This is a genomic window from Mycolicibacter kumamotonensis, assembly GCF_002086285.1.
Lineage (GTDB): Bacteria > Actinomycetota > Actinomycetes > Mycobacteriales > Mycobacteriaceae > Mycobacterium > Mycobacterium kumamotonense.
Map to the genome: position 1 here is coordinate 94,533 of NZ_MVHU01000010.1, position 26,866 is coordinate 121,398.

Sequence of the window (26,866 nt, forward strand, 5' to 3'; positions counted from 1 at the left end):
GGCACCCTCGCAAGACCGCTTCGAAACGGTAGCACCAGGGCCCCTCACCAGGTGCGCAGCGAGCAGAGCGCGCCCTTGGTGCCCGCGTCGGTGGCAACGACGACGTCGTCGACGCGCAGTTCACAGACGAACCCGGGCGAGGCCAGCTCGGGATGCATCCCGGGCAGCGACACCACCACCATCGCCCAGTCCTGCGGGTCGGCCAGCGTCGTCTCGAATATCCACGGCTGGTTCGGTCCGACGGTGACATCGGCACGCGGGCTGTACTGGTACGGATTGTGGCTGTACTCGCCGAAGTTGGGCGGCTGAACCTCGCGGTAGTAGACCAGCGCCTGCGCGGTTTGTGTCGCACTGACCAAGTAACGGACCCGGTGCGGTGCCGGATCGTCGGCGGCCGCCGGCGTCGCTGTCGCCAGCGCAGCCACGAGCGCAACGCCACCCAGCAACGACTGCGTCAACAGGGTTCTCACGGACTCCTCCACTGCTGCGCGCCGGCCGGAGCGGCACTGCCAAAGATTCGAATTCTTTGCCAGGAAGAATAACATTTCCGTCGGTTTGGCGCTGGACGAGCGCAGCGCCGGCGGCGAATCAGCCTTCCGGGCCGCGCCGAGCGTGTAGTCAGTGCGAAAAATCGCGGGAAAAATCGCCGTGCGTGCACGTTGGGCGCAGCCGTGCCGGCGCCGTTGCTCAGATCTCCGGAGCCCTGGTGGCCGCCGCACGTCCGGCGCGGAACCCGAAGACCATCGCCGGGCCGATGGTGCCGCCCGCCCCGCCGTAAGCACGGCCGGTCGCCCCGGCCATCGCATTGCCCGCGGCGAACAAACCCGCGATCGGCCCCCCGCTGACGTGCAGAACGCGGCCGTCGTGGTCGGTGCGCGGGCCGCCCTTGGTGCCCATCGCCCCCACCGACAGCGGCACGGCGTAGTACGGGGCGGCGTCGAGCGGGCCGAGGGTGCGACCGGCCGGGGTGTCGGCGTGTTCGTCGCCCCAGTAGCCGTCGTAGGCGCTGGCGCCCCGCCCGAACTCCGGGTCCGCACCCGCGGCCACATCGCGCTTCCAGGCCGCAACCGTCCGTTGCAGACCGCCGGCATCGATGCCGGTCCTGGCGGCCAGGCTGGGCAGGTCGGGCGATTCGCAGAACCAGTCCGGTGCGCTGCCGCCGGGTTCGACGCCGAGGAATCCGTAGCGCTTGAGGTGCACCGAGTCGAAGACGATCCACGCGGGATCGTTGACGTAGCCGCCGCGCGGCTCCAGGTAGTGGAAGGCGCCGGCCATCGAGTTGTAGTCACAGGCCTCGTTGACGAACCGGCGCCCGGACCGGTTGACGATGATGCTGCGTGGCCGGGTGCGCTCCAATCGCACACTGCGGCTGCGCTGTTCGCCATCGATGGTGTCACCGGGGATCCGGACGATCGGTACCCACCACGCTTCGCCCATGTTGGCCAGGTCGGCGCCGTGCGCCATCGCCATGCGCAGGGCGTCGCCGGTGTTGGTCGGCGGTGACACCGCGCCGTGCATGGGGCCGCGCAGAAACGCCTCCACCAGGGCGGTGTCCCATTCGAACCCGCCATTGGCCAGGATCACGCCCCGCCGGGCACACACCCGGCGCGAGGTCCCGCCACCGTCGACCCGCACACCGGCGATGCCGTGTTCGCCGGCCAGCAGTTCGACGCCGCGACAGCTCGTCGCCGGCGTCACGCCGGCATCCAGCAGCCCCTTGAGCAGCCCGGCGATGAGCGCGGTGCCGGCCACGCACAGATCGCCGTCGGCGGCGTCCTCGATGTCGGCGTGCAGCCGGGCGCGGGTCTCGGCGTCGAAACCCACGTTGCTGTAGTCGGCCGGGAACGCAGTGATCCGGTCCGCCCAGTCACCCAGCCGGGTCAGGTCATAGGGCAGCGGGCTCAGCGAGCGTCCCCCAGACGGCCGCCCGCCGGGCAGCTCCGGCTTGTAGTCCGGGAAGCCCGAGGCCACCTCGAAGCGGACGTCGCTGTGCTTTTCGACGAAGTCGACCATCTCCTGGCCGGTTCGCACGAAAGTCGCGACCAGTTCGTCGTCCATCGCGCCGAACGACTGCGCCCGCAGATAGTCCAGCGCGGCGTCGACGGTCAAGCCGGGAACCCGGTTGTGCGCGGGGATCCAGGCGATACCGCCGGAGACCGCGGTGGTGCCTCCCACGGTCGCAGCCTTCTCATACACGGCGACCGACGCGCCGTTGACCGCCGCGGTGAGCGCCGCGGTGAGCCCGGCGGCGCCGGTGCCCAGCACTACCACGTCGACAGTGTCGTCCCAGACTCGCGCACCGGCCGGCATTGACGTCTTCCTTTCGGGGGCAGGAGATTTCAGCTGAGGATCCCGGACAGCCGGTCGGCCGCCGCCAGTACGGCATCGCGGCCCCGCAGCACGACGTCCTCGCGGTGCGAGATCAAGTTGATGCAGGTGGGCGGTGCAGGCGGGCGGCGGCGGACCGGTACCGCCAGCCCGAAGGTCCCGGGCTCGATCTCGCCGTGGGTGATCACCCAGCCGCGCTCTCGGGTCTGCGGAACGATGTCGCGTTCGTCCGGGCGTCGCGGCATGGCGGCCAGCAGTGCGATCCCAGCCGCGCCGAGGCTGAGCGGATGACGACTGCCCTCGTGGAACGCCAGTTGGTAGCCGACCTGGGTGGGCACGATGACCGCGACGGCCACCTGCTCGTCGCCCTCGGCCACCAGCAGCGAGACCGTGGTCCCGAGTTCGTCGGCGAGCACCCGCAGGGTCGGCAGGGCCAGCTGGCGCAGATTGTTGTCGAACGAGGCGCCCAGGACGGCCAGGGCGGCTGCCGAGCGGAACCGGCCGTCTTCGCCCTTGGCCACCAGCCGGTAGCTGGTCAGCGTGTTCAACAAGCGGTAGGCGATGGTCCGGTGCACACCGATCTGGTCGGCGATCTGCTGGATCGTCAAGCCCTCGGGCGTGGCGGCCACCGCCTGCAGTGCGGCCAGGCCGCGGGCCAGAGTTTGCGACCCGGGCGCGGTGTCGGCGGCAGCGCCGGGCTTCGGCTTGGTCATCCCCACGGCCTCCTTGACATCCACCCATCCGAGAGTGATGCTCTTCAATATAACGTACATCGATGTGCGATAAAAGCACGTTAAATATGCTGAAAAATGAGAATCGTATTTCCGCGCTGTAGGGAAGAGGTGGCCGGTGCCGGAGTTCGAGAGCATCTGGAGCGATCTCCAGGGCGTTGCGTTCGAGCAGGGCTATCTCGATGCGGGCGGTGTCCGCACCCGCTACCTCCGGGCCGGTGATCCGGCCAAGCCGGTGCTGGTGCTGCTGCACGGCTCCGGCGGCCACGCCGAGGCCTACGTCCGCAATCTGGCCGCGCACGCCGAGCACTTCTGGACCTTCTCGATCGACATGCTCGGTCACGGCTACACCGCCAAGCCCGGCCATCCACTGGAGATCCCGCACTACGTCGCGCACCTGACCGCCGTACTGGACACGATCGGCGCCGATCAGGCCAGCATCAGCGGCGAATCGCTCGGCGGCTGGGTGGCCGCGCGTGCCGCGATCGACCACCCGGACCGGGTCGATCGCCTGGTGCTCAACACCGCCGGCGGCTCCCAGGCCGACCCGGAGGTGATGAAGCGGATCATCACCTTGTCGATGGCCGCCGTGGAGGACCCCAGTTGGGACACCGTCCAGGCCCGCATCAAGTGGCTGATGGCCGACAAGTCCAAGGACTACGACGACATCGTGGCAAGCCGGCAGCGGATCTACCGCCTGCCCGGATTCGTCGACGCGATGCGCGACATCATGGCGCTGCAGGATCCGCAGATCCGGGCCCGCAACCTGCTGGGACCCGAGGAATACGGCAAGATCACCGCGCCGACGCTGGTGGTCTGGACCAGTGACGACCCGACGGCCGACGTCGAGGAGGGCAAGCGGATCGCTTCGATGATCCCCGGCGCCCGGTTCGAGCTGATGCCCGGCTGCGGCCACTGGCCCCAGTACGAGGACCCCGCGACCTTCAACCGCCTGCACCTGGATTTCCTGCTGGGGCGCTGAGGTGACTGCGCTCAATGATGTCGACGTCGTCGTGGTCGGGGCCGGTCCGGTCGGCCTGACCCTGGCCAATATCCTCGGGCTGCAAGGGATCCGCACCCTGGTCATCGAGGAACGCGACACACTCATCGACTATCCCCGGGGGGTCGGGCTCGACGACGAGTCATTGCGTACATTCCAGGCGATCGGCCTGATCGATGCCGTTCTGCCGCATACGGTTCCGAATCAGATCCTGCGGTTCTTCGACGGCAGGCGACGGTTGCTGGCCGAGATGGCACCCGCCGACGCCTGTTTCGGCTGGCCCAAGCGCAACGGCTTCGTGCAACCGCTGGTCGACGCCGAACTGCTGCGCGGCCTGGAGCGCTTCGACCATGTTCGGGTGCTGTGGGGGCGTCCGATGACCGGGTGCACTGAGAAACCGGACGGCGTCACGGTGCAGCTGGGCAGTGCTGAGGTGAATGCGCGCTATCTGGTCGGGTGCGACGGGGGACGCAGCGCCACCCGCCGGTTGATGGGCGTGTCCTTCGAGGGCACCACGTCCTCGACCCGTTGGCTGGTCGTCGATGTCGCCAACGATCCGCTCGGGCACCCCAACAGCGAGGTCGGAGCCGACCCGGCGCGCCCGTACGCCTCCATCTCGATCGCACACGGGATCCGGCGCTTCGAGTTCATGATCCACGCCGACGAAACCGACGAGCAGGCCGAAGACCCGGAATTCGTCGCGGCGATGCTGGCCCCCTTCGTGCCGCATCCGCACGACGTCGATGTGATCCGGCACCGGGTCTACACCCACCATTCCCGGATCGCCGGCGCATTTCGCCGCGGCCGGCTGCTGCTGGCCGGCGACGCCGCACATCTGATGCCGGTCTGGCAGGGGCAGGGCTACAACAGTGGGATCCGCGATGCGATGAACCTCGGGTGGAAGCTCGCCGCCGTGGTCGGCGGGCAGGCGCAGCCGAGTTTGCTGGACAGCTATGACAGCGAACGGCGCAAGCATGCCCGAGCCATGATCGACCTGTCCACGATGGTGGGCCGGGTGATCTCCCCGACCAATCGCCGCGTCGCCGCCATGCGCGACCGGGCGATCCGTGCCGCCTCGGCGGTGCCCACGCTCAAGCGCTACGTGCTGGAAATGCGGTTCAAGCCGATGCCGCGCTACGACCACGGCGCGGTTGTCCACGACCAGCCCCGCCGGCCGGACTCGCCGGTGGGAACGCTGTTCATTCAGCCCCGCGTCGACACCCGCACCGGGACCGAGCTGCTCCTCGACGACGTGATCGGCACCGGATTCGCCGTGCTGGCCTGGAACAACAACCCCCGGGTCCTGCTCGGGGAAGCCGCCTTCGGGCGGTGGAAAGCGCTGGGCGCCAGCTTCATCGCCGTTCGGCCATCGACCCAGCTGCACTGGACCCCGCCCGGCAGCGAAGACGACCCCGAGGTCACCATCGTCGGTGACCGCACCGGGGAGCTGAAGTCCTGGTTCGACCGACACAGCGAGTCGGTGCTGTTCCTGCGCCCAGACCGCTGCATCGCCGCGGCGTGCATCGCCCAGCGCGCAGCGGAGGTCAGTGCCCGGCTCTTCGACGTTCTGGGTCTCATCGCGGAAGGGGGTGATCACCGCGATGGCACTGGCCCTGTGCTGCATGTCCCACAGCCCGCTGCTGAATCTGCCGGGACCGCCCCCTGAGTTGATGGACGACGTCGAGGCCGCGATCGCTCAGGCCGCGGCGTTCGTCGCCGGCTTCGACCCCCAGCTGACGGTGGTGTTCGCGCCGGACCACTACAACGGCTTCTTCCTGCGGCTGATGCCGCCGTTCTGCATCGGCACCTCCGCGCGGGGGGTCGGGGACTACGGCACGTATTCCGGCCCGCTGAACGTCGCCGCCGATCTTTCCGCCGACTGCGCAGCGGCGGTGCTGGACCGCGGCGTGGACGTGGCCGTGTCGGCCGGTATGGAGGTCGATCACGCCATGGTGCAGCCACTGGAGCGGCTGTTCGGTGATGCCACCGCATGCCCGGTAATCCCGATCTTCATCAACGCCGTCGCCGCCCCGCTGGGGCCGATCCGCCGTGCCCGCGCCCTGGGGACCGCGGTCGGTGAATTCCTGGCCAGCCTGGATCTGCGGGTGCTGGTGTTGGGATCCGGTGGGCTGTCGCATGATCCGCCGATCCCCACGCTGGCGACTGCGCCGCCGGCGATCCGAGACCGGCTTGTGCACGGCACTGCGATGAGCGCCGAGCAGCGGCAGGCCCGCCAGGACACGGTCATCGCGGCGGCGCGCGACTTCGCGGCCGGCGTGAACGAGCTGGCCCCGCTGAACCCGGACTTCGACCAACGGTTCCTGTCGATCCTGGACAGCGGCCGGCTCGATGACCTCTGCGGCTGGTCGAACTCGTTCATCACCGAATCGGGCGGGGGCTCGGCGCACGAAATCCGAACCTGGACAGCAGCGTTCGCCGCCTTGGCGGCCCAGGGCGGCTACCGCACGGTCGACCGTTACTACCGCCCGGCCCCGGAGCTGATCGCGGGCTTCGCCATCCGCACCGCAATACCTGCGGGGGTCAGCCGATGACCGATCACCTCGTCGACGTGCTGGTGATCGGATCCGGCGGCGGCGGTATGACCGCAGCGCTGGCCGCCGACGCCCGCGGGCTGGACACCCTGGTGGTGGAGAAGTCGGCGTACTTCGGCGGATCAACCGCCTTGTCCGGCGGCGGTATCTGGGTGCCCGGTGCGCCGGCGCAGCGCCGCGAGGGCTACGCCCCGGACCCCGAGGGTGTCGTCACCTACCTGCGCGCCATCACCGACGGCCTGGTCGATGAGGCGCGCTTGCGTCAATACGTCGATGCCGCACCGCGGATGATGGAGTTCCTGGAGCAGACCAGTAACTGGTTCGAATTCGTCTGGAAACCCGGCTACGCCGACTACTACCCGGAACTTCCGGGCGGGTCGGAGCTGGGTAGCACCATCAACGTCCCGGCCATCGACCTGCGCAAACTCGGCGACGAGGAGCAGCACCTGCTGGCCCCGCTGGCGTTGGCGCCCAAAGGAATCTGGCTGGGGCCCAAGGACCTCCGGCTCTTCTACCAGGTGCGCCAGTCGTGGCGCGGCAAAGGCGTGCTGGTCAAACTGTTGTGGCGGATGTTCCGCGCCAGGGTGTTCGGGGACCGGATGGCCGCCATCGGCCAATCACTGGCGGCGCGGCTGCGGCTGGCCATGCTCGAACGCGACATCCCACTGTGGCTCGACACCCCGATGACCGAACTCGTCACCGACGGCTCGGGTGCGGTCACCGGGGCCGTGGTGCAACGCCACAGGGCATCACAGCGCATCACCGCCCGTCACGGTGTCATCCTGGCCAGCGGCGGGTTCGACCATGACATGGCCTGGCGCAAGCAGTATCAACCGGTGCTGGAACATGATTGGAGCTTCGGCAACCCGCTGGCTACCGGTGACGGCATCCGCGCCGGCGAGCGTGTCGGAGCCGCCACCGAGCTGCTCGACGAGGCGTGGTGGTTCCCCGCGCTGTGCTGGCCCGACGGCCGCCTGCAGTTCATGCTCAACGAACGCATGATGCCGTCGCAGTTCATCGTCAACGGCAACGGGGAGCGGTTCATCAACGAGGCGGCGCCCTACATGGACTTCGCGCACGCCATGATCGCCGGCCAGCAATCCGGCACCACCCACATCCCGTGCTGGCTGATCACCGACCAACGATCCTTCCACCGCTATGTGGTGGCCGGGCACCTGCCGATCCCGAAGGTGCCCGGCGCGCCGGTGCCGACCGGGCGCCGGGTGCCGCAGTCCTGGCTGGACTCCGGTGTGGTCAAGGCGGCGAACACCTTCGAGGAGCTGGCCACTGCGATCGGGGTGCCACCCGAGCGGCTGCGGCGCACCGCGGAACGGTTCAACGAGTTCGCGGAAGCCGGCCACGACGACGACTTCAACCGCGGCGACAGCGTCTATGACAACTACTACGGCGATCCCACCCTGCCCAACCCCAACCTGTATCCGCTGGGCAAGCCGCCCTACTACGCGTTCCAGATCATCCTCGGCGACCTCGGTACCTCCGGTGGCCTGCGCACCGATGAGCACGCCCGGGTGCTGCGTGCCGACGACTCGGTGATCGAGGGCCTCTACGCGGTGGGCAACACCGCGTCGCCGGTGATGGGCCGCAGCTACGCCGGAGCCGGAGCCACTATCGGCCCGGCGATGACCTTCGGTTATGTGGCAGTCCAACATATTTCAGACAGTCGTCGAACGCTCGGCGCGCAGACTCCCAACCAATCAGGAGGTAACCCGTGAAGATCTCACTGTTCTACGAATTCGCGCTGCCGCGTCCGTGGTCCGATGACGACGAGCATGTGCTGTTCCAGGACGGCCTCGACGAGGTGGAGGCGGCCGACAAGGCCGGGTTCTCGACGGTGTGGCTGACCGAGCATCATTTCCTCGAGGAGTACTGCCACTCCACTGCGCCGGAGATCTTCCTGGCCGCCGCCAGTCAGCGGACCAAGGACATCCGACTCGGTTTCGGCATCATGCACCTGCCGCCGGTGGTGAACCACCCGGCGCGGGTGGCCGAGCGCGTCGCCACCCTGGATCTGCTCTCCAACGGGCGCGTCGAGTTCGGCACCGGTGAGTCGTCCTCGGTCGGCGAGCTCGGCGGCTTCGGCATCGACCCCGCCGACAAACGCTCCCAATGGGAGGAAGCCCTCGAGGTGTCGATCCGCTGCATGACGGAGGAGCCGTTCACCGGATTTCGCGGCGAACACGTGCAGATGCCGGCCCGCAATGTCGTCCCCAAACCGCTGCAGCGGCCGCACCCGCCGGTCTGGGTGGCGTGCACCCGGCCGGCATCGATCCAGATGGCCGCCGAGAAGTGCATCGGCGCCCTGAGTTTCGCCTACACCGGGCCCGGCCCGCTGGCCGAGCGGGTCAATGGCTACTACAAAGAACTCGAAGAGAACGGTGTCCCGGTCACCCCGCAGGTGAACCCCAACATCCTGGCGATCGGCGGTGACCTGTCGATGATGGTGGCTCCCACCGAAGCACAGGCCCTCGACCGGCTCGGGAAGGGCGGCGGCTTCTTCTCGTTCGGGATCATGCACTACTACATGACCGGTCAGCACACGCCCGGCCGGACCGGGGTGTGGGAACGCTACCTAGACGAAGTCGAGAAGGACCCGACGCTGGCTTACGGCCCCGGCCGCGGCGCGATCGGTACTCCGGAGATGGTGCGGGAATTCCTGCGCGGCTACGAGGAGAGCGGCGTCGACGAGATTATCCTGCTGCTGAATCCGCGCAGCCACGAAGCGACCATGGAGGCCATCGAACTGATGGGTAGGCAGGTCTTGCCGGAGTTCATCGAACGCGACGAGAAGGCGGTGGCCGACAAGGCCAAGAGGCTTGCGCCGGTGCTGGAGAAGCTGGAGGCCCGGCGGCCGAAATCCACCGCACCCGAGTTCGATGAGGGTTACTCGTTCGGTGGTCTGCCGACCGGCCGCGACAAGTTCACCGCCACCGAGATCCCCGAGGCCATGGCCGAAATCAATGAGGGTCGGGTCCAGGCCGCGCAGCGCGCGAAGGAAGAGCGGAACCGCGGTCAGCAATGACCGCATCCCCCGGGCTGTGGCGCTACGACGGTCGACGGGCCGTGGTCACCGGCTGCGCGTCGGGAATCGGTGCCGAGCTGGTGCGACAGCTCGGTGAGCTCGGGGCGACCGTTACCGGCCTGGACCAGACCGAGCCCGCGGTGCACGTCGACGAGTTCCACCCGCTGGATCTGGCTGATCCGTCATCGATCGACCAGGCAGTCGAGGCTATTCGGGCGCCCGTCGATGCGCTGTTCAACGTCGCCGGCGTGTCGTCGGGCATCGGGGATCCGCAACGCGTGGTGGCCATCAACTTCCTCGGCATGCGCCACCTCACCGAGGCACTGTTGCCGGCGATGCCGGCAGGATCGGGCATCGCCAACGTCTCGTCGCTGGCGGCCGCAGCCTACCGGGAGAATGCCCAGACTACGGCCGGCCTGTTGAACTCCGCAGGCGTGGCTGGCGGATTGCAGTGGTGCCGGGCGCATCCCGACGCGCTCGCCGACGGCGGCTACCGGCTCTCGAAGGAGGCGGTGATCCTCTACGTCATGCTCACCGCCGATCGGCTGGCGAGTCGCGGTATCCGGATCAACTGCACCGCACCGGGAGTCACCGAAACACCGATCCTCGACCAATTGCGCAGCAGCTACGGTCAGGGCTATCTCGATGAGATTCCCAAACCGCTGGGGCGGGTGGCCAGCCCGGGCGAACAGGCCGCACCGCTGGTGTTTCTCAACAGCTCGGCAGCCGGCTACGTCACCGGTCAGGTGCTCTGGGTCGACGGCGGTAACCTCGCCGGCCGAACGGCCGCCATGTTTGCGAACGGAGGGTGTCCGTGGCCGGCCTGACCGAGTTCCGCCGCGTCGGCGAGGCGGTGCGCAACTGGGGGCGCTGGGGCGACGACGACGAGCTGGGCACGCTGAACCTGATCACGCCGGAGAAGGTCGCCGAGGCCGCCGCGCTGGTGCGGCACGGCAAAGTCTTCCCGCTTGGGGTGGACTTCGGCTCGTCGGGCCCGCAGGGCGCCTTCCAGTTCCGGCACAATCCGATTCACGTGATGACCGTCGATGGCGGCGATGTGAGCACGCTGGCGCGCTACGGCCCGGACTGGCACCGCAACGTGGTGGCGCAGCAGTTGAGCGAATTCTTCACTGACAACCCGTTCCGCTTCAACGACGACATGATCGTCATGCCGCTGCAGGCGGCGACCCAGTGGGACGCGCTGTCGCACGTCTACTACGACGAAAAGCTCTACAACGGCTTCCCGGCGAGTTCGGTGACCAGCCTGGGCGCCTATCACTGCGGTATCGACAAAGTCGACGGCAAGGGCATCGCCTCTCGCGGGGTGCTGCTGGACGTGGTCGCCCACCGCGGTGTGGACACCTTCCTGCCGCTGGGCACCCCGATCACCCCCGACGAGCTCGACGAGGTGGCACGCGCCCAGCAGGTCACGGTCGGCCCCGGCGACATCGTGTTGGTCCGAACCGGGTGGTGGACACGGTTTACCCAAACCGGTGACGGCGCTGAACCGGGCGCCGGGCTGGATTGGCGGTGTGCGGTGTGGCTGCACTCCCATGACGTCGCCGCGGTGGCCGCCGACAACCTCATGGTCGAGAACCCGGTGTCCGGCGTCGAGGGCACCTTCCTGCCGCTGCACATGCTGTGCCTGCGGGACATGGGAATGATGCTGGGGGAGTACTGGGATCTGGGCGCACTGGCCGCCGATTGCGCCGCCGACGGGGTCTACGAATTCCAATTGGTGGCGCCACCGTTGCGGGTGACCGGTGGGGTGGGGTCGCCGGTGAACCCGATCGCGATCAAGTAGCCACGGGCGAGGAGCTCATCATGCGATTCGTATTTGTCCACGGTGGGTTTCACGCCGGTTGGTGCTGGAGCCGGACCGTCGCCGAGCTGGAGAGGATCGGCCATACCGGCATCGCGATCGACCTCCCCGGTCATGGCGCCCGGCTCGACGAGGAATCGACCCTGGCCAACCGGAGGGAGGCGGTGGCGGCGGTGCTGCAGCACGGCGACGTCCTGGTGGGCCACTCCGGCGGTGGTTTCGATGCGACGCTGGGCGCCGACAGCGCACCGGAGCTGGCGAGCCACATCGTCTACCTGGCGGCGGCCCTGCCCCGGGAGGGGCACAGCTACACCGATGCGATGACGATGGGCAGCGAGGGAGCCGAGTTCTTCGACACCGCCGCCGCTGACATGCTGTCGCATCTGCACTTCGCCGACGACGGCGCGATGACCTTCGCGAACATCGACGGTGCCCGGCAGTACTTCTACCACGACTGCGATGACGACACCGTGCGGTGGGCCTTCGAACGGCTGGGGCCGGAACGGTTCGGCGACACCACGGTGGCGCCGGTGTCGGTGCGCAACTTCTGGGCGGCCGACATCGGCCGCAGCTTCATCCGCTGCGAACAGGACCGCGCCTATCCGCGCTGGCTGGCCGACCTGGTCTGCCGGCGGCTCGGTGTGGAACCGCTGACCATCGACGCGTCACACTCGCCGTTTCTGAGCCGACCCGCCGAACTGGCCGAGCTGCTGGTGCACGCCACCACCACCCGCCCGATCGGCCCGCTGATCCCGAACTAAAGGAGCCGACGTTGCTGGTCGCGCGCAAGACCGTCCTGGTGGACGGGCTGAGCACCTCCTACCTCGAAGCCGGCGATCCGGCTCGGCCTGCCGTGGTCCTGCTGCACGGCGGAGAGTTCGGCGCCGGCGCCGAAATCGGTTGGGAACGCAATATCACCGCACTGGCGCAGCGCTATCGGGTGCTCGCGCCGGACCTGCTCGGATTCGGGGAGTCGGCCAAGGTCATCGACTTCAACGACGGCCGAGGTATGCGGATCCGCCACGTCGCGCGGTTCTGCGCCACCCTCGGCGTCGAATCGGCGGACTTCGTGGGCAATTCCATGGGTGCGATCATGCTGCTGGTCGACACCACTTCGGCGGCGCCGCTGTTGCCGGTGCGCCGACTGGTCGCCATCTGCGGCGGCGGCGAGATCCAGCAGAACCAGCACATGGCCGCGCTCTACGACTATGACGCCACGCCGGCCGCGATGCGCCGCATCGTCGAGGCGCTGTTCCACGACCCGGCCTATCCCGCCGACGAGGACTATGTGCAGCGCCGGTATGCCTGCAGCACCGCGCCCGGCGCCTGGGAGGCGGTTGCCGCAGCGAGGTTTCGCCGGCCTGGCGCCGAGCCGCCCCCGCCCGCGTCGAGCGACCGGCGCTACGACCGGATTTCGGTGCCGGCGCTGGTGATCGAGGGCGGCTGCGACAAGCTGCTACCGCGGGGCTGGGCGAAACAGATCGCCGACCGGATTCCGGGTGGCCGGGCGGTCGTCGTCGACGACGCCGGGCACTGCCCGCAGATCGAGCAGGCCGAGCAGGTCAACGGATTACTGCTGGACTTCCTAGCCGGTTGACCGGCCCCCGTCGGTGCGTGCCGGACCGTAGATTTGCTCGATCCGATTGTCGCAGGCAATGCGATCGAAACATTGCACTTAGTTGGTGTTCGGTGGTGTTCGGTGAGTTCGCCGGTGGGGCCGGGGCAGGGCTCGACCGCAGGTGGGGGTCGCTTGGGTGGTCGGGTATTCAGCGCCGTTGGTCAACCGACGGCTTGGCGGCCCGGCGGATTGGTGAACCAGACGTTCTCCTCGCGCAGGTTGCGGCTACGCCAGCCCTCGGCCGTGCGCACCAGCTCGTGGTGGTAATAGCCGCCGCAGCAGCTCAAGTCGGCCATGCTCGGCAGCTGCATCGGGTTGTAGAACATGGCCCGCACGGTCGCCGAATCACCGGCGTGTTCCAGGATCTCGATGTTGGTGATGTAGTGCATCGACATCGGGATCGCGGTAAAGCCGACGGCCAACCAATCGGTCACTTCGTCGCGGGTGCCGCAGATGGCGCCGGCCGAGGTGTAGTCGATCAGGGCATCGTCGGTGAACACCGACCGGTACAGCGCCCAGTCCTTGGTGTCGACGGCGCGGGCGTAGCGATACAGCAGCGCGGAGATCTCCAGCTGATCCTCGATCGGCACCGTCATGCCGGCATCCCGATGGTCTTGATGTGCAGGTATTCGGTGAAACCGACTGTGCCGTTGCGGTATCCCAGGCCGCTCTGCTTGGTGCCGCCGAACGGGCTGTCGATACCGAAGTGGCTCTTGCCGTTGATGCTGACGTTGCCGGTGCGCATCCGGGTCGCCACCGCCATCGCCCGGTCCACGTCGGCGCTGCTGACCTCACCGGAGAGCCCGTAGATCGAGTTGTTGGCGATCGCGACCGCGTCGTCGTCGGTGTCATACGGCGTGACGGTCAGTACCGGGCCGAAGATCTCCTCCTGCGCGATCTTGCTGTCCGGATCGACGTCGGCCAGCAGGGTCGGCTGCACGTAGTAACCGGTGGGCAGCTGCTCCGGGACGCCGCCGCCGGTGACCAGCCGTGCGCCCGAATCCAGGCCGGAGGCGATCAGCCCCAGCACCTTGCGCCGCTGCGTCTGGCTGATCTGTGGGCCCTGCATATTGCCGGGCGTCCACGGGTCGCCCATCGGGAAGTTCTCCATCGACGCCTTCAGCACCGCCAGGCCCTCCTCATAGCGGCTGCGGGGCAACAGGATCCGCGACGGCAGGACACAGCTCTGGCCCGACATCACACAAGCCATCATCGCGGCCATCGGCAGCGCCGAATTGAAGTCGGCGTCGTCGAGCACGATGTGTGCGGATTTACCGCCGAGCTCCAACAGCGTCTTCTTCACCGTCGGTGCGCTCGCGGCCAGGATGGCCCGGCCGGTCGCGGTGGAACCGGTGAAGGTGATCATGTCGACGCGGGGATCCGCCGACAACGCCGCACCGACTTCGTTGGCGTTCGAGGTGACGACGTTGAACACCCCGGCGGGAATATCGGTACGTTCGGCCACGATCCGGCCCAATTCGCTGCCCGACCACGGGGTGAGCTGGGCCGGCTTGAGCACGACGGTGTTACCGGCCATCAACGCCGGCACGGTCTCGGCGATGTTGAGATACAGCGGCACATTCCACGGGGTGATCGCGCCGACCACGCCGAGCGGCTCGTAGTGCAGCTTGCGGCGCGCCGGGCCCAGCGGGGTGTCGTGCAGCCCGGTGTCCACCAGGTAGTCGAAGGCGCGGGCGTGATCGGCCCAGTGTTTCACCTCGGCGATCGGACTCTCGATCTGGCTGCCGGTGACGGTGACCGGGCAGCCCACCTCGGTGATCAGGATGCGGCGCAGCCGCTCCTTCTCGTCCTCGAGTGCGGCGTGCAGCTGCATCAGGCAGTGGTGGCGGAACTCCACATCGCGGGACCAGTCGCTGGTGTCGAACGCGCGCCGGGCCGCGCCGACTGCGCGCGCCATGTCGTCGACCGTGCCGTCGGCGGCGGTTCCGACCACCTCTTCGCTGGCCGGATGCACGACGTCGAACGTCGCTCCGCTGCTGGTTCCGGCGAGCTCGCCGTCGACCAGCATGCGGGACTCGCCGGCCAGCACCCCCGAATCTCCTTGCACCGCAGTCATAGCAGATCCTTCCGTATGCCGGGTAACGCTACTCTATTAATGTAGAGAGAAGGAAGAGCCGATTCCGGCGACAATGCCCGAGATGAGCCCGTCCAGTTCCTCGGCGCTGCCGATCCTGCGATCCCCGCTGGCGAACGCCTGCAGCACGCCACTGATGAACATCATCACGACATAGGCCTGCCGGTCGGCCAGTGCGTCGTCCGGCTCGCCGGGCTGCAATCGCAGCACCACGTCGCGGATCAGAGCGTGGAACTGGTCGCCATAGCTGCGGAATGCCTCGTCGAGCAAGGGATCACGCACGGCCTGCAGCGCGAGTTCATGGCGGGCCTTGGTGCGGATCAGCCGCACACCGGTTGTCGAGCGCATCACCAGGGTGGCCAACCCGGACGGTTCGCCGGTGTCGGCGGACGGCTGGGACCGGGTCGCCGCGGTCAGGTCTTTGAGGTCCAGCTCGGAAACCCTGACCGCGACCGCCTGCAGCAGTGCTGACCGGGTGCGGAAGTAGAACGAGGTGGTCCCGTCCGGAACACCGGCCTTGCGGTCGACCTTGAGATGGCTGACCCCTTTCACGCCGTCATCGGCAAGCAGCCGGATGGCGGCGTCGCAGAGTTCCCGCCGGCGCTGATCTGGATTGGGCTTTCGTCGCATGGTTCGACCGAGTCTAGTCTGCAGCCTTCTCTACTGTTGTAGAGTCGCGCGAATGAAGCTGGTGTTCGGCCTGCCCCACATGCTGCGGTTGAAAGCGATGATGCAGCCCTGGGAGGCCGGGGTCACCGGAGCCGAGCAGACCCGGATGGCCAAGCGCGCCGATGAGTTGGGCTACGACATGATCGCGGTCCCCGAGCACATCGTCATCCCGGCCGAGCACGTCGAGCTCTCCGGGCCGCACTACTTCCAGTCGACGATCGCCCAGGCCTACCTGGCCGGTGCCACCGAGCGGATCATGCTCAACTCCTGCGTCACGGTGCTGCCGCTGCACCAGCCGATCGTGCTCGCCAAAGCACTCGCAACCGCCGACTGGCTCAGCGGCGGCCGGATGATGGTGACGTTCGGGGTGGGATGGCTCCAACGCGAATTCGAGGTACTCGGCGTGCCATTCGGTGAGCGCGGACGAATCGCCGATGAGTATCTGGCGGCGATCATCGAGCTGTGGACCTGCGAGTCGCCGCGGTTCGAGGGTCGCTACGTCTCCTTCAGCGACGTGGCGTTCGAGCCGAAACCGGTGCAGCGGCCCCATCTTCCGATTTGGATCGGCGGCGACGCCGATGCGGCGTTGCGCCGGGCCGCCAAGTTCGCCTCGGGGTGGTGGAGTTTCCTGACGCCGCCGGAGCAGATCGCCGAGCGGGTGGACTTCATCAAATCCCAGCCGGAGTACGACGGGCGCGCCTTCGACGTGGTGCACGGAATGGCGACCACGCGCGTCGGCGAAGGCCACGTCCGCCGCCACGACCCGCACGCCCGCTCCGGCATGAGCGGCCAGGAGATCATCGACCGGCTGAGTTGGCTGGGCGAGCAGGGGGTCACGGTGAGTTCGGTACCGCTGCCGGCGGTGCGCGGCGTCGACGAATACCTCGACTATGCCCAGTGGGTGATCGAGGAGATCAAACCGAACGTCCGGTGATGGCGCCAGCGCTCAAACCGTTAGGCGAGTCCCGAATTAATTCAGTCGCTTGACTGAGCGAGCTGAAGCGGGTTGAGTCGAACCGCTGTGATGTTCCGGGCGGAGGGTGGTCGATGGGCAACGAGCTGGCGGGCAAGACGGCGATCGTCACCGGGGGAGCATCGGGTCTCGGCCGCGGCATCGCGGAACGTTTTCTCGCCGAGGGGGCACGAGTGGTCATCGCCGATCTGGATCCCGAGCGCGGCGAGGCGCTCGCGGCGGAGCTCGGTGCCGAGGCGACGTTCCGGGCCGCCGATGTCGCCGACCCGCAACAGGCCGGCGCGCTGGTCGAGTTCGCCGTCGAAACGTTCGGCGGGCTGGACATCATGGTCAACAACGCCGGTGTCTCGGGAACCATGCACAACCGCTTCCTCGACGACGACCTGGCCGATTTCCATCGCATCATGGCGGTCAACGTGCTCGGCGTGATGGCCGGTACCCGCGATGCCGCCCGGCAGATGTCCAAAGCCGGCGGCGGGGCGATCATCAACTTGACCTCGATCGGCGGCATCCAGGCCGGCGGCGGGGTGATGACCTATCGCGCCTCCAAGGCCGCGGTCATCCAGTTCACCAAGTCTGCCGCAATCGAATTGGCGCACTATGACATCCGGGTCAATGCCATCGCCCCCGGCAACATCCCGACACCGTTCGTGGCGTCGTCGGCTGCGGCGAATCTGGACTCCGAGGCCGTCGCGCGCTATGAAGCGGCGATCCGCGAGACGATGCGCGCCGATCGGCCGCTGAAGCGCGAAGGCACCGCCGACGATGTCGCCGAGGCCGCGCTGTATCTCGCTGGTGAACGATCCCGCTATGTCACCGGCGTCGTGCTGCCGGTCGACGGTGGGACGGTCGCCGGTAAGGCGATTCGCCGCCGCGCGAAGCCGGCCGAGCCGAATTAAATCAATCGCTTGACTTAATGGCCGCCTCGCGGTTGACTGACCCGGTGACCACCGCTGATAGGGCTGTGCGGGCCGAACGGGCGAACTCCACCCGGGAAGCCATCTTGACCGCCGCCGAACGGCTGTTCGCCGAACATGGGGTGTTCGCGGTGTCCAACCGCCAGGTGAGCGAAGCCGCCGGCCAGGGCAACAACGCCGCGGTCGGCTACCACTTCGGCACCAAGACCGACCTCGTGCGCGAGATCGAACGCCGCCACCGCTTGCCCGTCGAGCGCCTGCGCGAAGAGATGGTGGCTGCGGCGGCCGATTCCACCGAATTGCGGGACTGGGTGTCGTGTCTGGTCCGACCGCTGACCGATCACCTTGCCGCGCTGGGCAATCCGACCTGGTACGCGCGATTCGCCGCACAGGTGATGGCAGATCCGGCCTACCACAACATCGTCGTCAAGGATGCGCTGAGTTCACCGTCGCTGGTCAAGGTGGTCGACGAGATCAGCCGTTGCCTCCCGGACCTGCCGGCCGACGTCCGGGCCGCCCGCAACGTGATGGCCCGCAACCTGCTGATGCACACCTGCGCCGACTGGGAACGCACGTTGGCCGCTGGCGGCAAAGCGCGAACCAACTGGCAACAAGCCAGCTCGAACCTCATCGACGCCATCGTCGGATTGTGGCGGGCCCCGGTTACCGGAGGTGCGGCGTGAAAGTCACCGCCGACCAGAACATCTGCGCCTCCTCGGGCCAGTGCGTCGGACTGGCCCCCCGGGTTTTCGACCAGCGCGACGAAGACGGCGTCGTGGTCGTGCTCGACGAGAACCCCCCGGAAGAACTCGCCGAAGCCGTTCGCCAAGCGGCCGCCGTCTGTCCGTCCCGAGCCATCACAGTCGTTGAGGAGTAAAGCGTGACCGACGCATCCACTATGGCGGCCACCGCAACGCCGGAGTATCCGATGAGCAGGGACGGCCGGTGCCCCTTCGCCCCGCCGCCGGAAACCATGGCGTTGGCCGCGCAGCGACCGCTGAGCAGGGTGCGGATCTGGGACGGCAGCACCCCATGGCTGGTCACCGGATACGAAGCGGTGCGCGCGCTGTTCTCCGATCCCCGGGTCAGCGTCGACGATCACCAGCCCGGCTTCCCGCACTGGAACGAGATGATGCGCGCCAGCGTCGATCACCGTCCCAAGTCGGTGTTCACCACCGATGGCGCCGAACACATCCGCTACCGGCGGATCCTGTCCCCGGCCTTGACCATGAAACGCGTGGATGCGCTGGCCCCGGTCGCGCAACGGATCACCGATGAACATATCGATGCGATCCTGGCCGGCCCACAACCGGCCGATCTGATCGAGGGATTCGCGCTGCCGATTCCGTCGCTGGTGATCAGCGAGCTGCTCGGCGTGCCCTATGAGGACCACGCGTTCTTCCAGCAGCACGCCATCATGGGCGTGGACCGCAACGCCACCTCGGACGACCTTGCCGAGGGGGCCACCGAGCTGTCCAAGTACCTGGTCCGGCTGTTGGAGACCAGGATGGCCGAGCCGGCCGACGACATGGTCTCCGCGCTGGGCCGGCGGGTGCAGAACGGGGAGCTGTCGGTCCGCGAGGCCACCCAGCTGGGCACCGGGATGCTCATCGCCGGCCATGAGACCACCGCCAACATGATCGGCCTGGGAATCGTGGCGCTGCTGGGCGAGCCCGACAAGATCGACGAGAAGACCGCGGTGTTCCGCGGCGACGACGATGCCGCCATCGCCAACGCCGTCGAGGAGCTGCTGCGCTACCTGTCGATCATCCACACCGGTCAGCGTCGGGTCGCCCTGGAGGATATCGAGATCGCCGGTGAGACGATCCGAGCCGGCGAGGGCATCATCATCGACCTGGCCCCGGCCAACTGGGACGCGTCGGTGTTCCCCGAGCCAGAGGTGCTGGACCTGTTCCGGCCGGCCCGCCAGCATATGGCGTTCGGATTCGGTCCGCACCAGTGCGTCGGACAGCAGTTGGCCCGCGCCGAAATGGTGATCGCCTTCCGCACCCTGTTCCGGCGCATCCCCACGCTGAGACTGGCGGTGGGCATTGACGAGATCCCGTTCAAGAACGACCGGCTCGCGTACGGCGTTTACGAGCTCCCGGTCACCTGGTAACCCGCCCGATTGGAGTGGATCGACATGTCCAGCACGCCAACTCATGACGTCACGTTCTATCCGCCCGGTGGGTACGGGGCGCCCAAGGACCGCCGCGGCCAGTCCCTCCGTGACGTCGGTCTGCCCGCAGGAACCCAGGTGTTCTCCGCGGACAACCACATCTCGCTGGCCGACGACATCTTTTACCAGCGCTTCCCCGAGGAGCTGCGCGACAAGGCGCCGCGGATCTGGTACGAAGACGGCGCCTACATGGTCGGGCGCAAGGGACAGACCTTTCTGCCGGGCGACTTCTCGGCGGTGCTGATGCAGTACGACGACCTGGCCGGTGCCGCCAGCAGCAACATCGAGGCTCGTATCCAGGAGCTGGCCACCGACGGTGTCGACAAGGAATTGGCGTTTCCCAACGCGGTGTTGGCGCTGTTCCATTTCCCCGACAAAGACCTGCGGGAGAGGGTATTCCGCATCTACAACGAGCACATGGCCGAACTGCAGGAGCAGTCCAACGGCCACTTCTACGGGGTGGGCCTGATCAACTGGTGGGACCCGGCCGGCGCGCGCCGCACCCTCGCTGAGCTGAAATCCTTGGGGCTCAAGACGTTCCTGCTGCCCCTCAACCCGGGCAAAGACGATGACGGCAACATCATCGACTTCGGTGCCCGGGTGATGGATCCGGTGTGGGATGAGATCGAGCAGTCCGGGTTGCCGATCACCCACCACATCGGTGAAACCCCGCCGAAGACGCCCTGCGAGGTCAACAGTGTCGTGGTGGGCATGATGGTCAATGTCGACTCGTTCCGTGAACAGTTCGCCAAGTACATCTTCTCGGGAATCCTGGACCGGCACCCGGGACTGCGGATCGGCTGGTTCGAAGGCGGGATCGCCTGGGTTCCCACCGCGTTGCAGGACGCCGAACACCTGCTCGCGTCCTACCAGCACATGTTCACCCACCGGCTGCAGCACGACATCCGGCACTACTGGGACACCCACATGAGTGCCTCGTTCATGGTTGACCCGCTCGGTTTGCAGCTGATCGACCGTATCGGGGTGGACAAGGTGATGTGGTCGTCGGACTACCCGCACAATGAGAGCACCTTCGGCTATTCGGAGAAGTCCCTGGCCAATGTTGTCGAAACGCTCGGACCGCAAAACGCGGCGAAAGTGGTGAGCGGCAACATCAAAACGTTCCTGGGGCTGTGATGGCTGGGTTGGCCTCGTTGTCGCAAGCCGTCGGCAGCATCGAGATCCCCGACGTACCGGACCGGGCCCGGCTGCGCCGGGAGACCGGCGCCCGGCTGCGCGCGGCGATGACGGACCGCGGCGTCGACGCCCTGGTCCTTTTGGGAAACAATGCCGTCACCTACGCCACCGGCACCAGCTGGCGCCTCGGCGATGCCGGGTTGTCGCACGTCGAGCGACCGGTCGCGGTGGTGCTGGCCGATGACGAGTGGCCGCACCTGTTCTTGCCGTTCCGGGAAGGCGCTTCCGGGGAGTCCGACCTGCCGGGAGACCATGTACACGGCCCGGTCTACCTCGAATTCGACGAAGGGGTGGAACGTTTCGCGCGGGTGCTCGGCGAGCTGATTCCCGGCAACGCGGTGATCGGAATCGACGAGTGCACCGGCGCGATGCGCCGCGCCCAGCAGCGACTGTTTCCCGGCGGTCGGCCGGTGGACGCGGCGCAGGTCGTCAGCGCCGCCAAGGTGATCAAAACCCCCGATGAGCTGGCCTGCATCCGCACCGCATGCCGCATCACCGACGAGGCCATGGTCGATGTCCAGGCGGCGCTGGCGCCGGGTATCCGGCAGATGGATCTGTCGGCCCAATTCCTGCGACACGCTTTCGAATTGGGTGCCAGCGCCAGCATGTTGGAGCCGATCTGGCAGGTGATGCCCGACAGCAGGGCCGCCGGGGTGTGGACCACGCACGGTGACCTGGCGTTGCCGCTGCTGACCACCGAGCGCGAGCTGATGACCGGGGATGTGCTGTGGACCGACGTGTCGATCACCTACGGGGGATACTGCTCGGACTTCGGCCGGACCTGGATCGTGGGCGCCGATCCGACGCCTCGCCAGCAGGCGCAATACCGGCGCTGGCGGGAGATCCTCGACGCCGTGCGCGAAGTGCTGCGCGCCGGGGTGACCTCCGGCGATCTGGCCCGTGCGGCCATCGCCGCGAACGGGGACGGTACCCGGCCGTGGCTGCCCCACTTCTATCTCGGCCACGGCATCGGGGTGAACGCTGCCGAGATGCCGATGATCGGCACCGATCTCGGCGATGAGTTCGACAACAACTTCGTCTTCGAGCCGGGCATGGTGCTGGTGCTCGAGCCGGTGGTGTGGGAGGACGGCACCGGCGGGTACCGCGGCGAAGAGGTGGTCGTGGTCACCGAGGAAGGCTGGATCTCGTTGAGCGACTACCCCTACGCCCCCTACGGGGAAGGTGCGTGACTATGAGTACCGAAGTTCTGCCGGACCGCCTTGCGCTGCGCAGCGGGCGGCGTGAGCGTGCGCTGGCGCAGATGGCGGCCCACGACCTGGATGTGCTGGTGCTGGGCCGCCAGGCCAACGTCCGCTACGTCACCGGGGCGCCCCAGCTGTGGGTGGCCGGCACCCGGCCGTTCGGGCCCACCTGCGTGCTGGTGCGCGCCACCGGGGGGATCCACCTGCTCAGCACCTGGGACGAGGGTGTGCCCGAAGACATTCCGCACGAGAATCTCTACGGCATCTCCTGGAACCCCACCAACACCATCGCGAACCTGGCCCGTATCGACGGTGCGGCCACCGCCCGGCGGGTGGGAACCGACGCCATGTCACCGCTGTTCGCCCAGCTGCTGCCGATGGCGTTTCCCAACGCCGAACTGGTCGACGGCGAGGTGGCCATGCGGGCTGCCCGAGCGATCAAGACCGCCGAGGAGGTGGCGGCGCTGCGGTCCTCGGTAGTGGTGGCCGAAGCGGCGTTGGCCGCGGCGGTGGACGCCCTGGCAGACGGCGTCAGCGAACAGACGTTGACCGGCGTGCTGATGGAGGCGATGACCGCCGGTGGGGTCAGCACCCCGGCCAACCAGGACGTGGCCTGGGTGACCTCGCGGGAACACCCGTGGCGGCGCGCGGTCGGCAACGGTCGGGTGCACAGTGGTGATCTGGTGGCTTTCTCGGCGGGCGTACTGGCCGGCGGCTATGTCGCCGAAGTGGGACGCACCTACCCGGTCGGTTCCCGGACCGGGACCGTGGATCTGTACCGACGATGGGATGCGTTGTGGGAGAAGCTGGCCGGTGTCTGCCGGCCCGGCGCGGCATGCAGTGAGCTGTTGTCCGCCTACGGCGCAGCCGGCGAACCTCTGCCGCCGGTACCGGTGGCCCACGGGCTGGGGCTGGGGTTCGATCCGCCGGTGGTCTCACCTCAGCTACCCGACACCGCCGCTGCCGAGCGGCTGGAACCGGGGATGGTGCTCTCGGTCACCGGCTACGTGTTCGAGCCCGGCCTGGGTGCGGTCTTCGGGCGTGAGGCGGTGCTCATCACCGACGACGGCCACGAAGTCTTGACCACCAGTCCGTTCCCCACCGGCAGCTGAAGGAGCATATCGCCGATGTCCAGCACGCCAGGCTCGTCCGGACGACCTTCGGCCGAGGAGATCATTCGCTACCACAAGGACGCGGCCACCAAGATCGCCACGATCACCTTCGATCGGCCGGAGTATCTCAACGCGCCCACCTCGGCGGCGCGACTGCGCTACGCCGATCTGCTGCGCGGGGCCAGCGTCGACAACGACGTCAAAGTGGTGGTGATCCGCGGTGTCGGAGACAATTTGGGCAGTGGGGCGGATCTGCCTGAGTTCATGGAGGGTGTCGACTCACCCGAAATGCGCCTGGCCGAGCTGCGTTTGGAAGGCATGGACGTCAACTATCCACCCAAGGGCACCTTCCGCAACGGCGCCACCATCAGCGCCTGGTACGCCAACGTGCAGGCGGGCAACCGACCGCTGCAGGAGCTCAAGAAGATCAGCATCGTGGAAGCCAAGGGGTACTGCTACGGCTGGCACTTCTATCAGGCTGCCGATGCCGACCTGGTGATCTCGTCCGACGATGCCCTGTTCGGCCACCCGTCCTTCCGCTACTACGGCTGGGGACCGCGGATGTGGACCTGGGTACAGATGATGGGGCTACGCAAGTTCTCCGAGATGGTATTCACCGGCCGGCCGTTCACCGCCGCCGACATGGAGAAGTGCAACTTTCTCAACAAGGTGGTCCCACGCGATGACCTCGAGGCCGAGGTCGACAAGTACGCACTGGCGTGCGCGCGCAACCGCCCGGTCGACACCGTGTTCATGCAGAAGATGTTCTTCGAGGTCTACAAGCAGCACCAGGGCGAGTACATGGGCAGCCTGCTCTCGGCGTTCTTCGAGTCGATGGGTTCGGGCGTCGCACCCGACACCGACGACCTCATGCTCGACGACGCCATCGAATCCGGCCTGTCCGGGGCGGTCAAGGACAACGACGCCAGGTTCCCCCCGGACTTCCGGTTGAGCAAGTCCAGTCGTAACAGGGACTCCTGACGCCGTGGAACCACTGCACGGCTATACCGTTATCGATCTGTCCGACGGAATCGCCGGCGCCTACGCCACCAAGATGCTCGCCGACGGCGGGGCGACGGTGGTCAACGTCGAGCCACCCGAAGGTGATTCGTTACGTGGGTGGTCGGCTTCCGGAGCTGAGGTCGATCTCGAGGTCGGCGGTGCGCTGTTCAGCTTCCTGGGTTGCTCCAAATACAGCATCGTCGCCGACCCCGACGACACCGGCGACGTCGAACAGGTCCATCGGTTGCTGGCGTCAGCCGATGCGGCGGTGTGGTCCCCGCAGGGGCGCACCGGCTCACACCCGTGCCTGGCACCCGCCGAGATCCACCGACGTCACCCGCACCTGGTGGTCACGGCCATCACCCCGTTCGGGCTGGAAGGGCCCTGGAAAGACCGTGCGGCCACCGAATTCACCCTGCAGGCGTGGTCGGGAGGCGCCGTCGGACTGGGGCGCGGATCGCAGGACCGCGCCCCGGTACACGTCGGCGGACAGGTGGGGGACTGGCTGGCCGGGGCGTACGCCGCGGCGCTGACGTTGGCATCGCGTGCCCGTGCGCTGCGCGACGGTCGCGGTGAACTGATCGACCTGTCCGCGTTGGAAGTCCAGATCCTGGGCCTGACCTACTATCCCGTCACCTACTTCGGTGTCCTCGACCGACCGTGGCGTTCCGAGCGCAGGCCGACGGTGCCCGGGGTGGCCGAAGCCGCCGATGGTCTGGTGGCGCTGGGCTGCGGCACCGCACAGCAGTGGTTCGATCTGTGCACCATGTCGGGGCACGACGAATGGATCGACGAACACTCGCCGTTGTCGATCACCGAGCAGGCCAACCTGCACGCCCCGGAACTGTACGAGTGGGTCCGCAATCACAAGGTTGACGACGTGCGTGATCTGGCGTCGGCATTCCGCATACCCAATTCGCCGGTCGGCAACGGGGAGAACCTGCCGACCCTGGATCACTTCCAGCACCGGCAGGTGTTCACCCGCAATCCCCGAGACGGATTCATCCAGCCGGTTCCGCCGTATCGGCTCAGTGGTGTTCCGCTGCACCGGCCGGCACCGGCGCCACGTCTGGGCGCACACACCGAAGACTATCGCCACGCGACCCCGACGCCGCGGAAGGCCCCGCCGGCGGAAGAAGTGCGCAATCGGCTGCCGCTCAGTGCTTTACGCGTGTTGGACATGACCACCTTCTGGGCCGGACCGTCCTGCACCCACCTGCTGGCAATGCTCGGCGCCGAGGTGATCCATCTGGAATCAGCTCGCCGCCCTGATGGCACCCGGCTGATCGCCGGGGTCCCGGTGACCGAGGCGCAGTGGTGGGAGCGTTCCCCGATCTTCTCGGCGCTCAACACCAACAAGAAGGGCCTCACCCTGGACCTGCAGACCGAGGCCGGTCGTGACGTGCTGCACCGGCTGATCCCCACCTGCGACGTCATCGTGGAGAACTTCACCCCGCGGGTCATCGAAAACCTGGGCTTGGACTACGAATTCGTCCGATCGCTGCGCCGCGACGTGGTCATGCTGCGCATGCCCGGATTCGGTCTCGACGGCCCGTGGCGCGACAATCCTGCGTTCGCCTACGTCATCGAGGATGCTTCGGGGCTGAGCTGGCTGACCGGCTACCCCGACCGCAACCCCTACGAGCCGTACTCGATCGGTGACCCGAACGCCGGTGTGCATGCCCTGACCGGTCTGCTGTTGGCCTTGGAGCACCGTCGCCGCACCGGAGAGGGTGTGCTGGTGGAGGCGGCCATGGTCGACGCGGCACTGAATATCGCCGCCGAGCAGGTGATCGAATACTCGGCCTACGGCGCACTGCTGCAGCGCAACGGTAACCGGGGCCCGGCCGCGGCCCCGCAGAACCTCTATCGGACCGCCGGCATCGACGAATTCGGGCGGCAGGATTGCTGGGTCGCGATTGCCGTTGCCACCGATGAGCAGTGGGCGAGCCTATGTGCTGCGCTGGGCGACACGTCCTGGGCCGCCGATCCCGCCCTGGCTGACGCGGCCGGCCGGCGCGCCCAGCACGACCTGATCGACGACCGGCTGGCCACCTGGTGCGCGGCCCGCAGCTCCGATGACGTCGTCGAAATTCTCTGGAGCGCCGGCGTTCCGGTTGCCAAGGTGATGCAACCGCACCGGCAGACCGAGTTGGCGCAGCTGGCCGACCGGGGATTCTTCGAACACGTGGATCACCCGGTCAACGGGCGGGCCGCGCACAGCACCCTACCGGCCCGGATGTCGCACGGCCCGATGCCCGTTCACACCCGCCATGCGCCGCTGCTGGGCCAGCACAACCACGAACTGCTACGTGAGCTGGGCTTGGGCGACGCCGAGATCGCCGCGTTGGCCGCCGACGGGGTGATCGGCAGCTCACCTCCGGCTCGCTGACTCTGCGCTCAGGGCGGGGGCTTCTCGCACTTTCCCG

25 protein-coding genes are annotated in these 26,866 nt (G+C 67.7%); 19 read left to right on the forward strand and 6 right to left on the reverse strand.

Annotated features, from left to right (window positions below; translation table 11 throughout):
* Nucleotides 1-44 precede the first annotated feature (44 nt).
* From BST28_RS09265 to BST28_RS09275, 3 genes are all read right to left on the reverse strand, one after another.
* Nucleotides 45-470 (reverse strand): Rv2576c family protein, encoded by a 426-nt coding sequence (locus BST28_RS09265; protein ID WP_043335536.1) that lies wholly within the window; start codon nucleotides 468-470, stop codon nucleotides 45-47.
* Between the two features lie 217 nt (nucleotides 471-687).
* Nucleotides 688-2,310, reverse strand: coding sequence for an FAD-dependent oxidoreductase (locus BST28_RS09270; protein WP_083080758.1), 1,623 nt, complete (start codon nucleotides 2,308-2,310; stop codon nucleotides 688-690).
* A 29-nt stretch (nucleotides 2,311-2,339) separates the two neighbouring features.
* On the reverse strand, nucleotides 2,340-3,041 hold the full coding sequence (locus BST28_RS09275; protein ID WP_043336171.1) for an IclR family transcriptional regulator: 702 nt from the start codon (nucleotides 3,039-3,041) through the stop codon (nucleotides 2,340-2,342).
* Nucleotides 3,042-3,177: 136 nt separating this feature from the next.
* On the opposite strand from BST28_RS09275, the gene BST28_RS09280 reads away from it, so the two are divergent.
* The 9 genes from BST28_RS09280 to BST28_RS09320 are packed head-to-tail and all read left to right on the forward strand — an operon-like array spanning nucleotide 3,178 to nucleotide 13,070.
* Complete coding sequence (locus tag BST28_RS09280; RefSeq protein ID WP_019736504.1) at nucleotides 3,178-4,041, forward strand: alpha/beta fold hydrolase; 864 nt, start codon at nucleotides 3,178-3,180, stop codon at nucleotides 4,039-4,041.
* Between the two features lies 1 nt (nucleotide 4,042).
* Nucleotides 4,043-5,725: a bifunctional 3-(3-hydroxy-phenyl)propionate/3-hydroxycinnamic acid hydroxylase gene (locus BST28_RS09285; RefSeq protein ID WP_019736503.1), complete on the forward strand. Its 1,683-nt coding sequence runs from the start codon at nucleotides 4,043-4,045 to the stop codon at nucleotides 5,723-5,725.
* A complete protein-coding gene (locus BST28_RS09290) occupies nucleotides 5,661-6,611 on the forward strand; it encodes a 3-carboxyethylcatechol 2,3-dioxygenase (RefSeq protein WP_043336169.1) in 951 nt (316 codons plus the stop codon). The genes BST28_RS09285 and BST28_RS09290 overlap by 65 nt, the downstream gene beginning before the upstream one ends.
* Nucleotides 6,608-8,344: an FAD-binding protein gene (locus tag BST28_RS09295; protein WP_019736501.1), complete on the forward strand. Its 1,737-nt coding sequence runs from the start codon at nucleotides 6,608-6,610 to the stop codon at nucleotides 8,342-8,344. The genes BST28_RS09290 and BST28_RS09295 overlap by 4 nt, the downstream gene beginning before the upstream one ends.
* Nucleotides 8,341-9,651 carry an LLM class flavin-dependent oxidoreductase gene (locus BST28_RS09300; protein WP_019736500.1) on the forward strand — a complete coding sequence of 437 codons (1,311 nt, stop codon included), beginning with the start codon at nucleotides 8,341-8,343 and terminating at the stop codon, nucleotides 9,649-9,651. Before BST28_RS09295 ends, BST28_RS09300 begins: the two co-directional genes overlap by 4 nt.
* Entirely contained in the window at nucleotides 9,648-10,478 is an 831-nt protein-coding gene (locus BST28_RS09305) for a coniferyl-alcohol dehydrogenase (protein ID WP_019736499.1), read from the forward strand. Before BST28_RS09300 ends, BST28_RS09305 begins: the two co-directional genes overlap by 4 nt.
* Nucleotides 10,466-11,455, forward strand: coding sequence for a cyclase family protein (locus BST28_RS09310; RefSeq protein WP_019736498.1), 990 nt, complete (start codon nucleotides 10,466-10,468; stop codon nucleotides 11,453-11,455). The genes BST28_RS09305 and BST28_RS09310 overlap by 13 nt, the downstream gene beginning before the upstream one ends.
* A 20-nt stretch (nucleotides 11,456-11,475) precedes the next feature.
* The gene (locus tag BST28_RS09315) at nucleotides 11,476-12,234 is read left to right on the forward strand and encodes an alpha/beta fold hydrolase (RefSeq protein WP_019736497.1); all 759 of its coding nucleotides are present in this window, start codon (nucleotides 11,476-11,478) and stop codon (nucleotides 12,232-12,234) included.
* Nucleotides 12,235-12,245: 11 nt separating this feature from the next.
* Entirely contained in the window at nucleotides 12,246-13,070 is an 825-nt protein-coding gene (locus BST28_RS09320; RefSeq protein ID WP_019736496.1) for an alpha/beta fold hydrolase, read from the forward strand.
* A gap of 182 nt (nucleotides 13,071-13,252) precedes the next feature.
* Here BST28_RS09320 and BST28_RS09325 read toward each other — a convergent pair whose 3' ends face one another.
* The 3 genes from BST28_RS09325 to BST28_RS09335 are packed head-to-tail and all read right to left on the reverse strand — an operon-like array spanning nucleotide 13,253 to nucleotide 15,816.
* A complete protein-coding gene (locus BST28_RS09325) occupies nucleotides 13,253-13,687 on the reverse strand; it encodes a nuclear transport factor 2 family protein (protein WP_019736495.1) in 435 nt (144 codons plus the stop codon).
* Nucleotides 13,684-15,168 carry an aldehyde dehydrogenase family protein gene (locus tag BST28_RS09330; RefSeq protein WP_029249090.1) on the reverse strand — a complete coding sequence of 495 codons (1,485 nt, stop codon included), beginning with the start codon at nucleotides 15,166-15,168 and terminating at the stop codon, nucleotides 13,684-13,686. Before BST28_RS09330 ends, BST28_RS09325 begins: the two co-directional genes overlap by 4 nt.
* A gap of 36 nt (nucleotides 15,169-15,204) precedes the next feature.
* Nucleotides 15,205-15,816, reverse strand: coding sequence for a TetR/AcrR family transcriptional regulator (locus BST28_RS09335; RefSeq protein ID WP_019736493.1), 612 nt, complete (start codon nucleotides 15,814-15,816; stop codon nucleotides 15,205-15,207).
* A 52-nt stretch (nucleotides 15,817-15,868) separates the two neighbouring features.
* Between BST28_RS09335 and BST28_RS09340 the strand changes: the two genes are divergently transcribed.
* From BST28_RS09340 to BST28_RS09385, 10 genes are all read left to right on the forward strand, one after another.
* Nucleotides 15,869-16,789, forward strand: coding sequence for a TIGR03619 family F420-dependent LLM class oxidoreductase (locus BST28_RS09340; protein ID WP_083080761.1), 921 nt, complete (start codon nucleotides 15,869-15,871; stop codon nucleotides 16,787-16,789).
* 113 nt (nucleotides 16,790-16,902) lie between these two features.
* Nucleotides 16,903-17,727: an SDR family NAD(P)-dependent oxidoreductase gene (locus BST28_RS09345; RefSeq protein WP_019736491.1), complete on the forward strand. Its 825-nt coding sequence runs from the start codon at nucleotides 16,903-16,905 to the stop codon at nucleotides 17,725-17,727.
* A gap of 17 nt (nucleotides 17,728-17,744) precedes the next feature.
* Nucleotides 17,745-18,428 (forward strand): TetR/AcrR family transcriptional regulator, encoded by a 684-nt coding sequence (locus tag BST28_RS09350; protein ID WP_019736490.1) that lies wholly within the window; start codon nucleotides 17,745-17,747, stop codon nucleotides 18,426-18,428.
* Entirely contained in the window at nucleotides 18,425-18,622 is a 198-nt protein-coding gene (locus tag BST28_RS09355) for a ferredoxin (protein WP_019736489.1), read from the forward strand. Before BST28_RS09350 ends, BST28_RS09355 begins: the two co-directional genes overlap by 4 nt.
* Nucleotides 18,623-18,643: 21 nt before the next feature.
* The gene (locus tag BST28_RS09360) at nucleotides 18,644-19,864 is read left to right on the forward strand and encodes a cytochrome P450 (RefSeq protein WP_019736488.1); all 1,221 of its coding nucleotides are present in this window, start codon (nucleotides 18,644-18,646) and stop codon (nucleotides 19,862-19,864) included.
* A 24-nt stretch (nucleotides 19,865-19,888) separates the two neighbouring features.
* Complete coding sequence (locus BST28_RS09365) at nucleotides 19,889-21,061, forward strand: amidohydrolase family protein (RefSeq protein ID WP_083080763.1); 1,173 nt, start codon at nucleotides 19,889-19,891, stop codon at nucleotides 21,059-21,061.
* Entirely contained in the window at nucleotides 21,061-22,311 is a 1,251-nt protein-coding gene (locus tag BST28_RS09370; protein WP_019736486.1) for a M24 family metallopeptidase, read from the forward strand. The genes BST28_RS09365 and BST28_RS09370 overlap by 1 nt, the downstream gene beginning before the upstream one ends.
* Nucleotides 22,312-22,313: 2 nt before the next feature.
* A complete protein-coding gene (locus tag BST28_RS09375; RefSeq protein WP_019736485.1) occupies nucleotides 22,314-23,435 on the forward strand; it encodes a M24 family metallopeptidase in 1,122 nt (373 codons plus the stop codon).
* Between the two features lie 15 nt (nucleotides 23,436-23,450).
* On the forward strand, nucleotides 23,451-24,416 hold the full coding sequence (locus BST28_RS09380) for an enoyl-CoA hydratase/isomerase family protein (RefSeq protein ID WP_019736484.1): 966 nt from the start codon (nucleotides 23,451-23,453) through the stop codon (nucleotides 24,414-24,416).
* A 4-nt stretch (nucleotides 24,417-24,420) separates the two neighbouring features.
* Nucleotides 24,421-26,829 carry a CaiB/BaiF CoA transferase family protein gene (locus tag BST28_RS09385; protein WP_083080765.1) on the forward strand — a complete coding sequence of 803 codons (2,409 nt, stop codon included), beginning with the start codon at nucleotides 24,421-24,423 and terminating at the stop codon, nucleotides 26,827-26,829.
* Nucleotides 26,830-26,866: the final 37 nt, after the last annotated feature.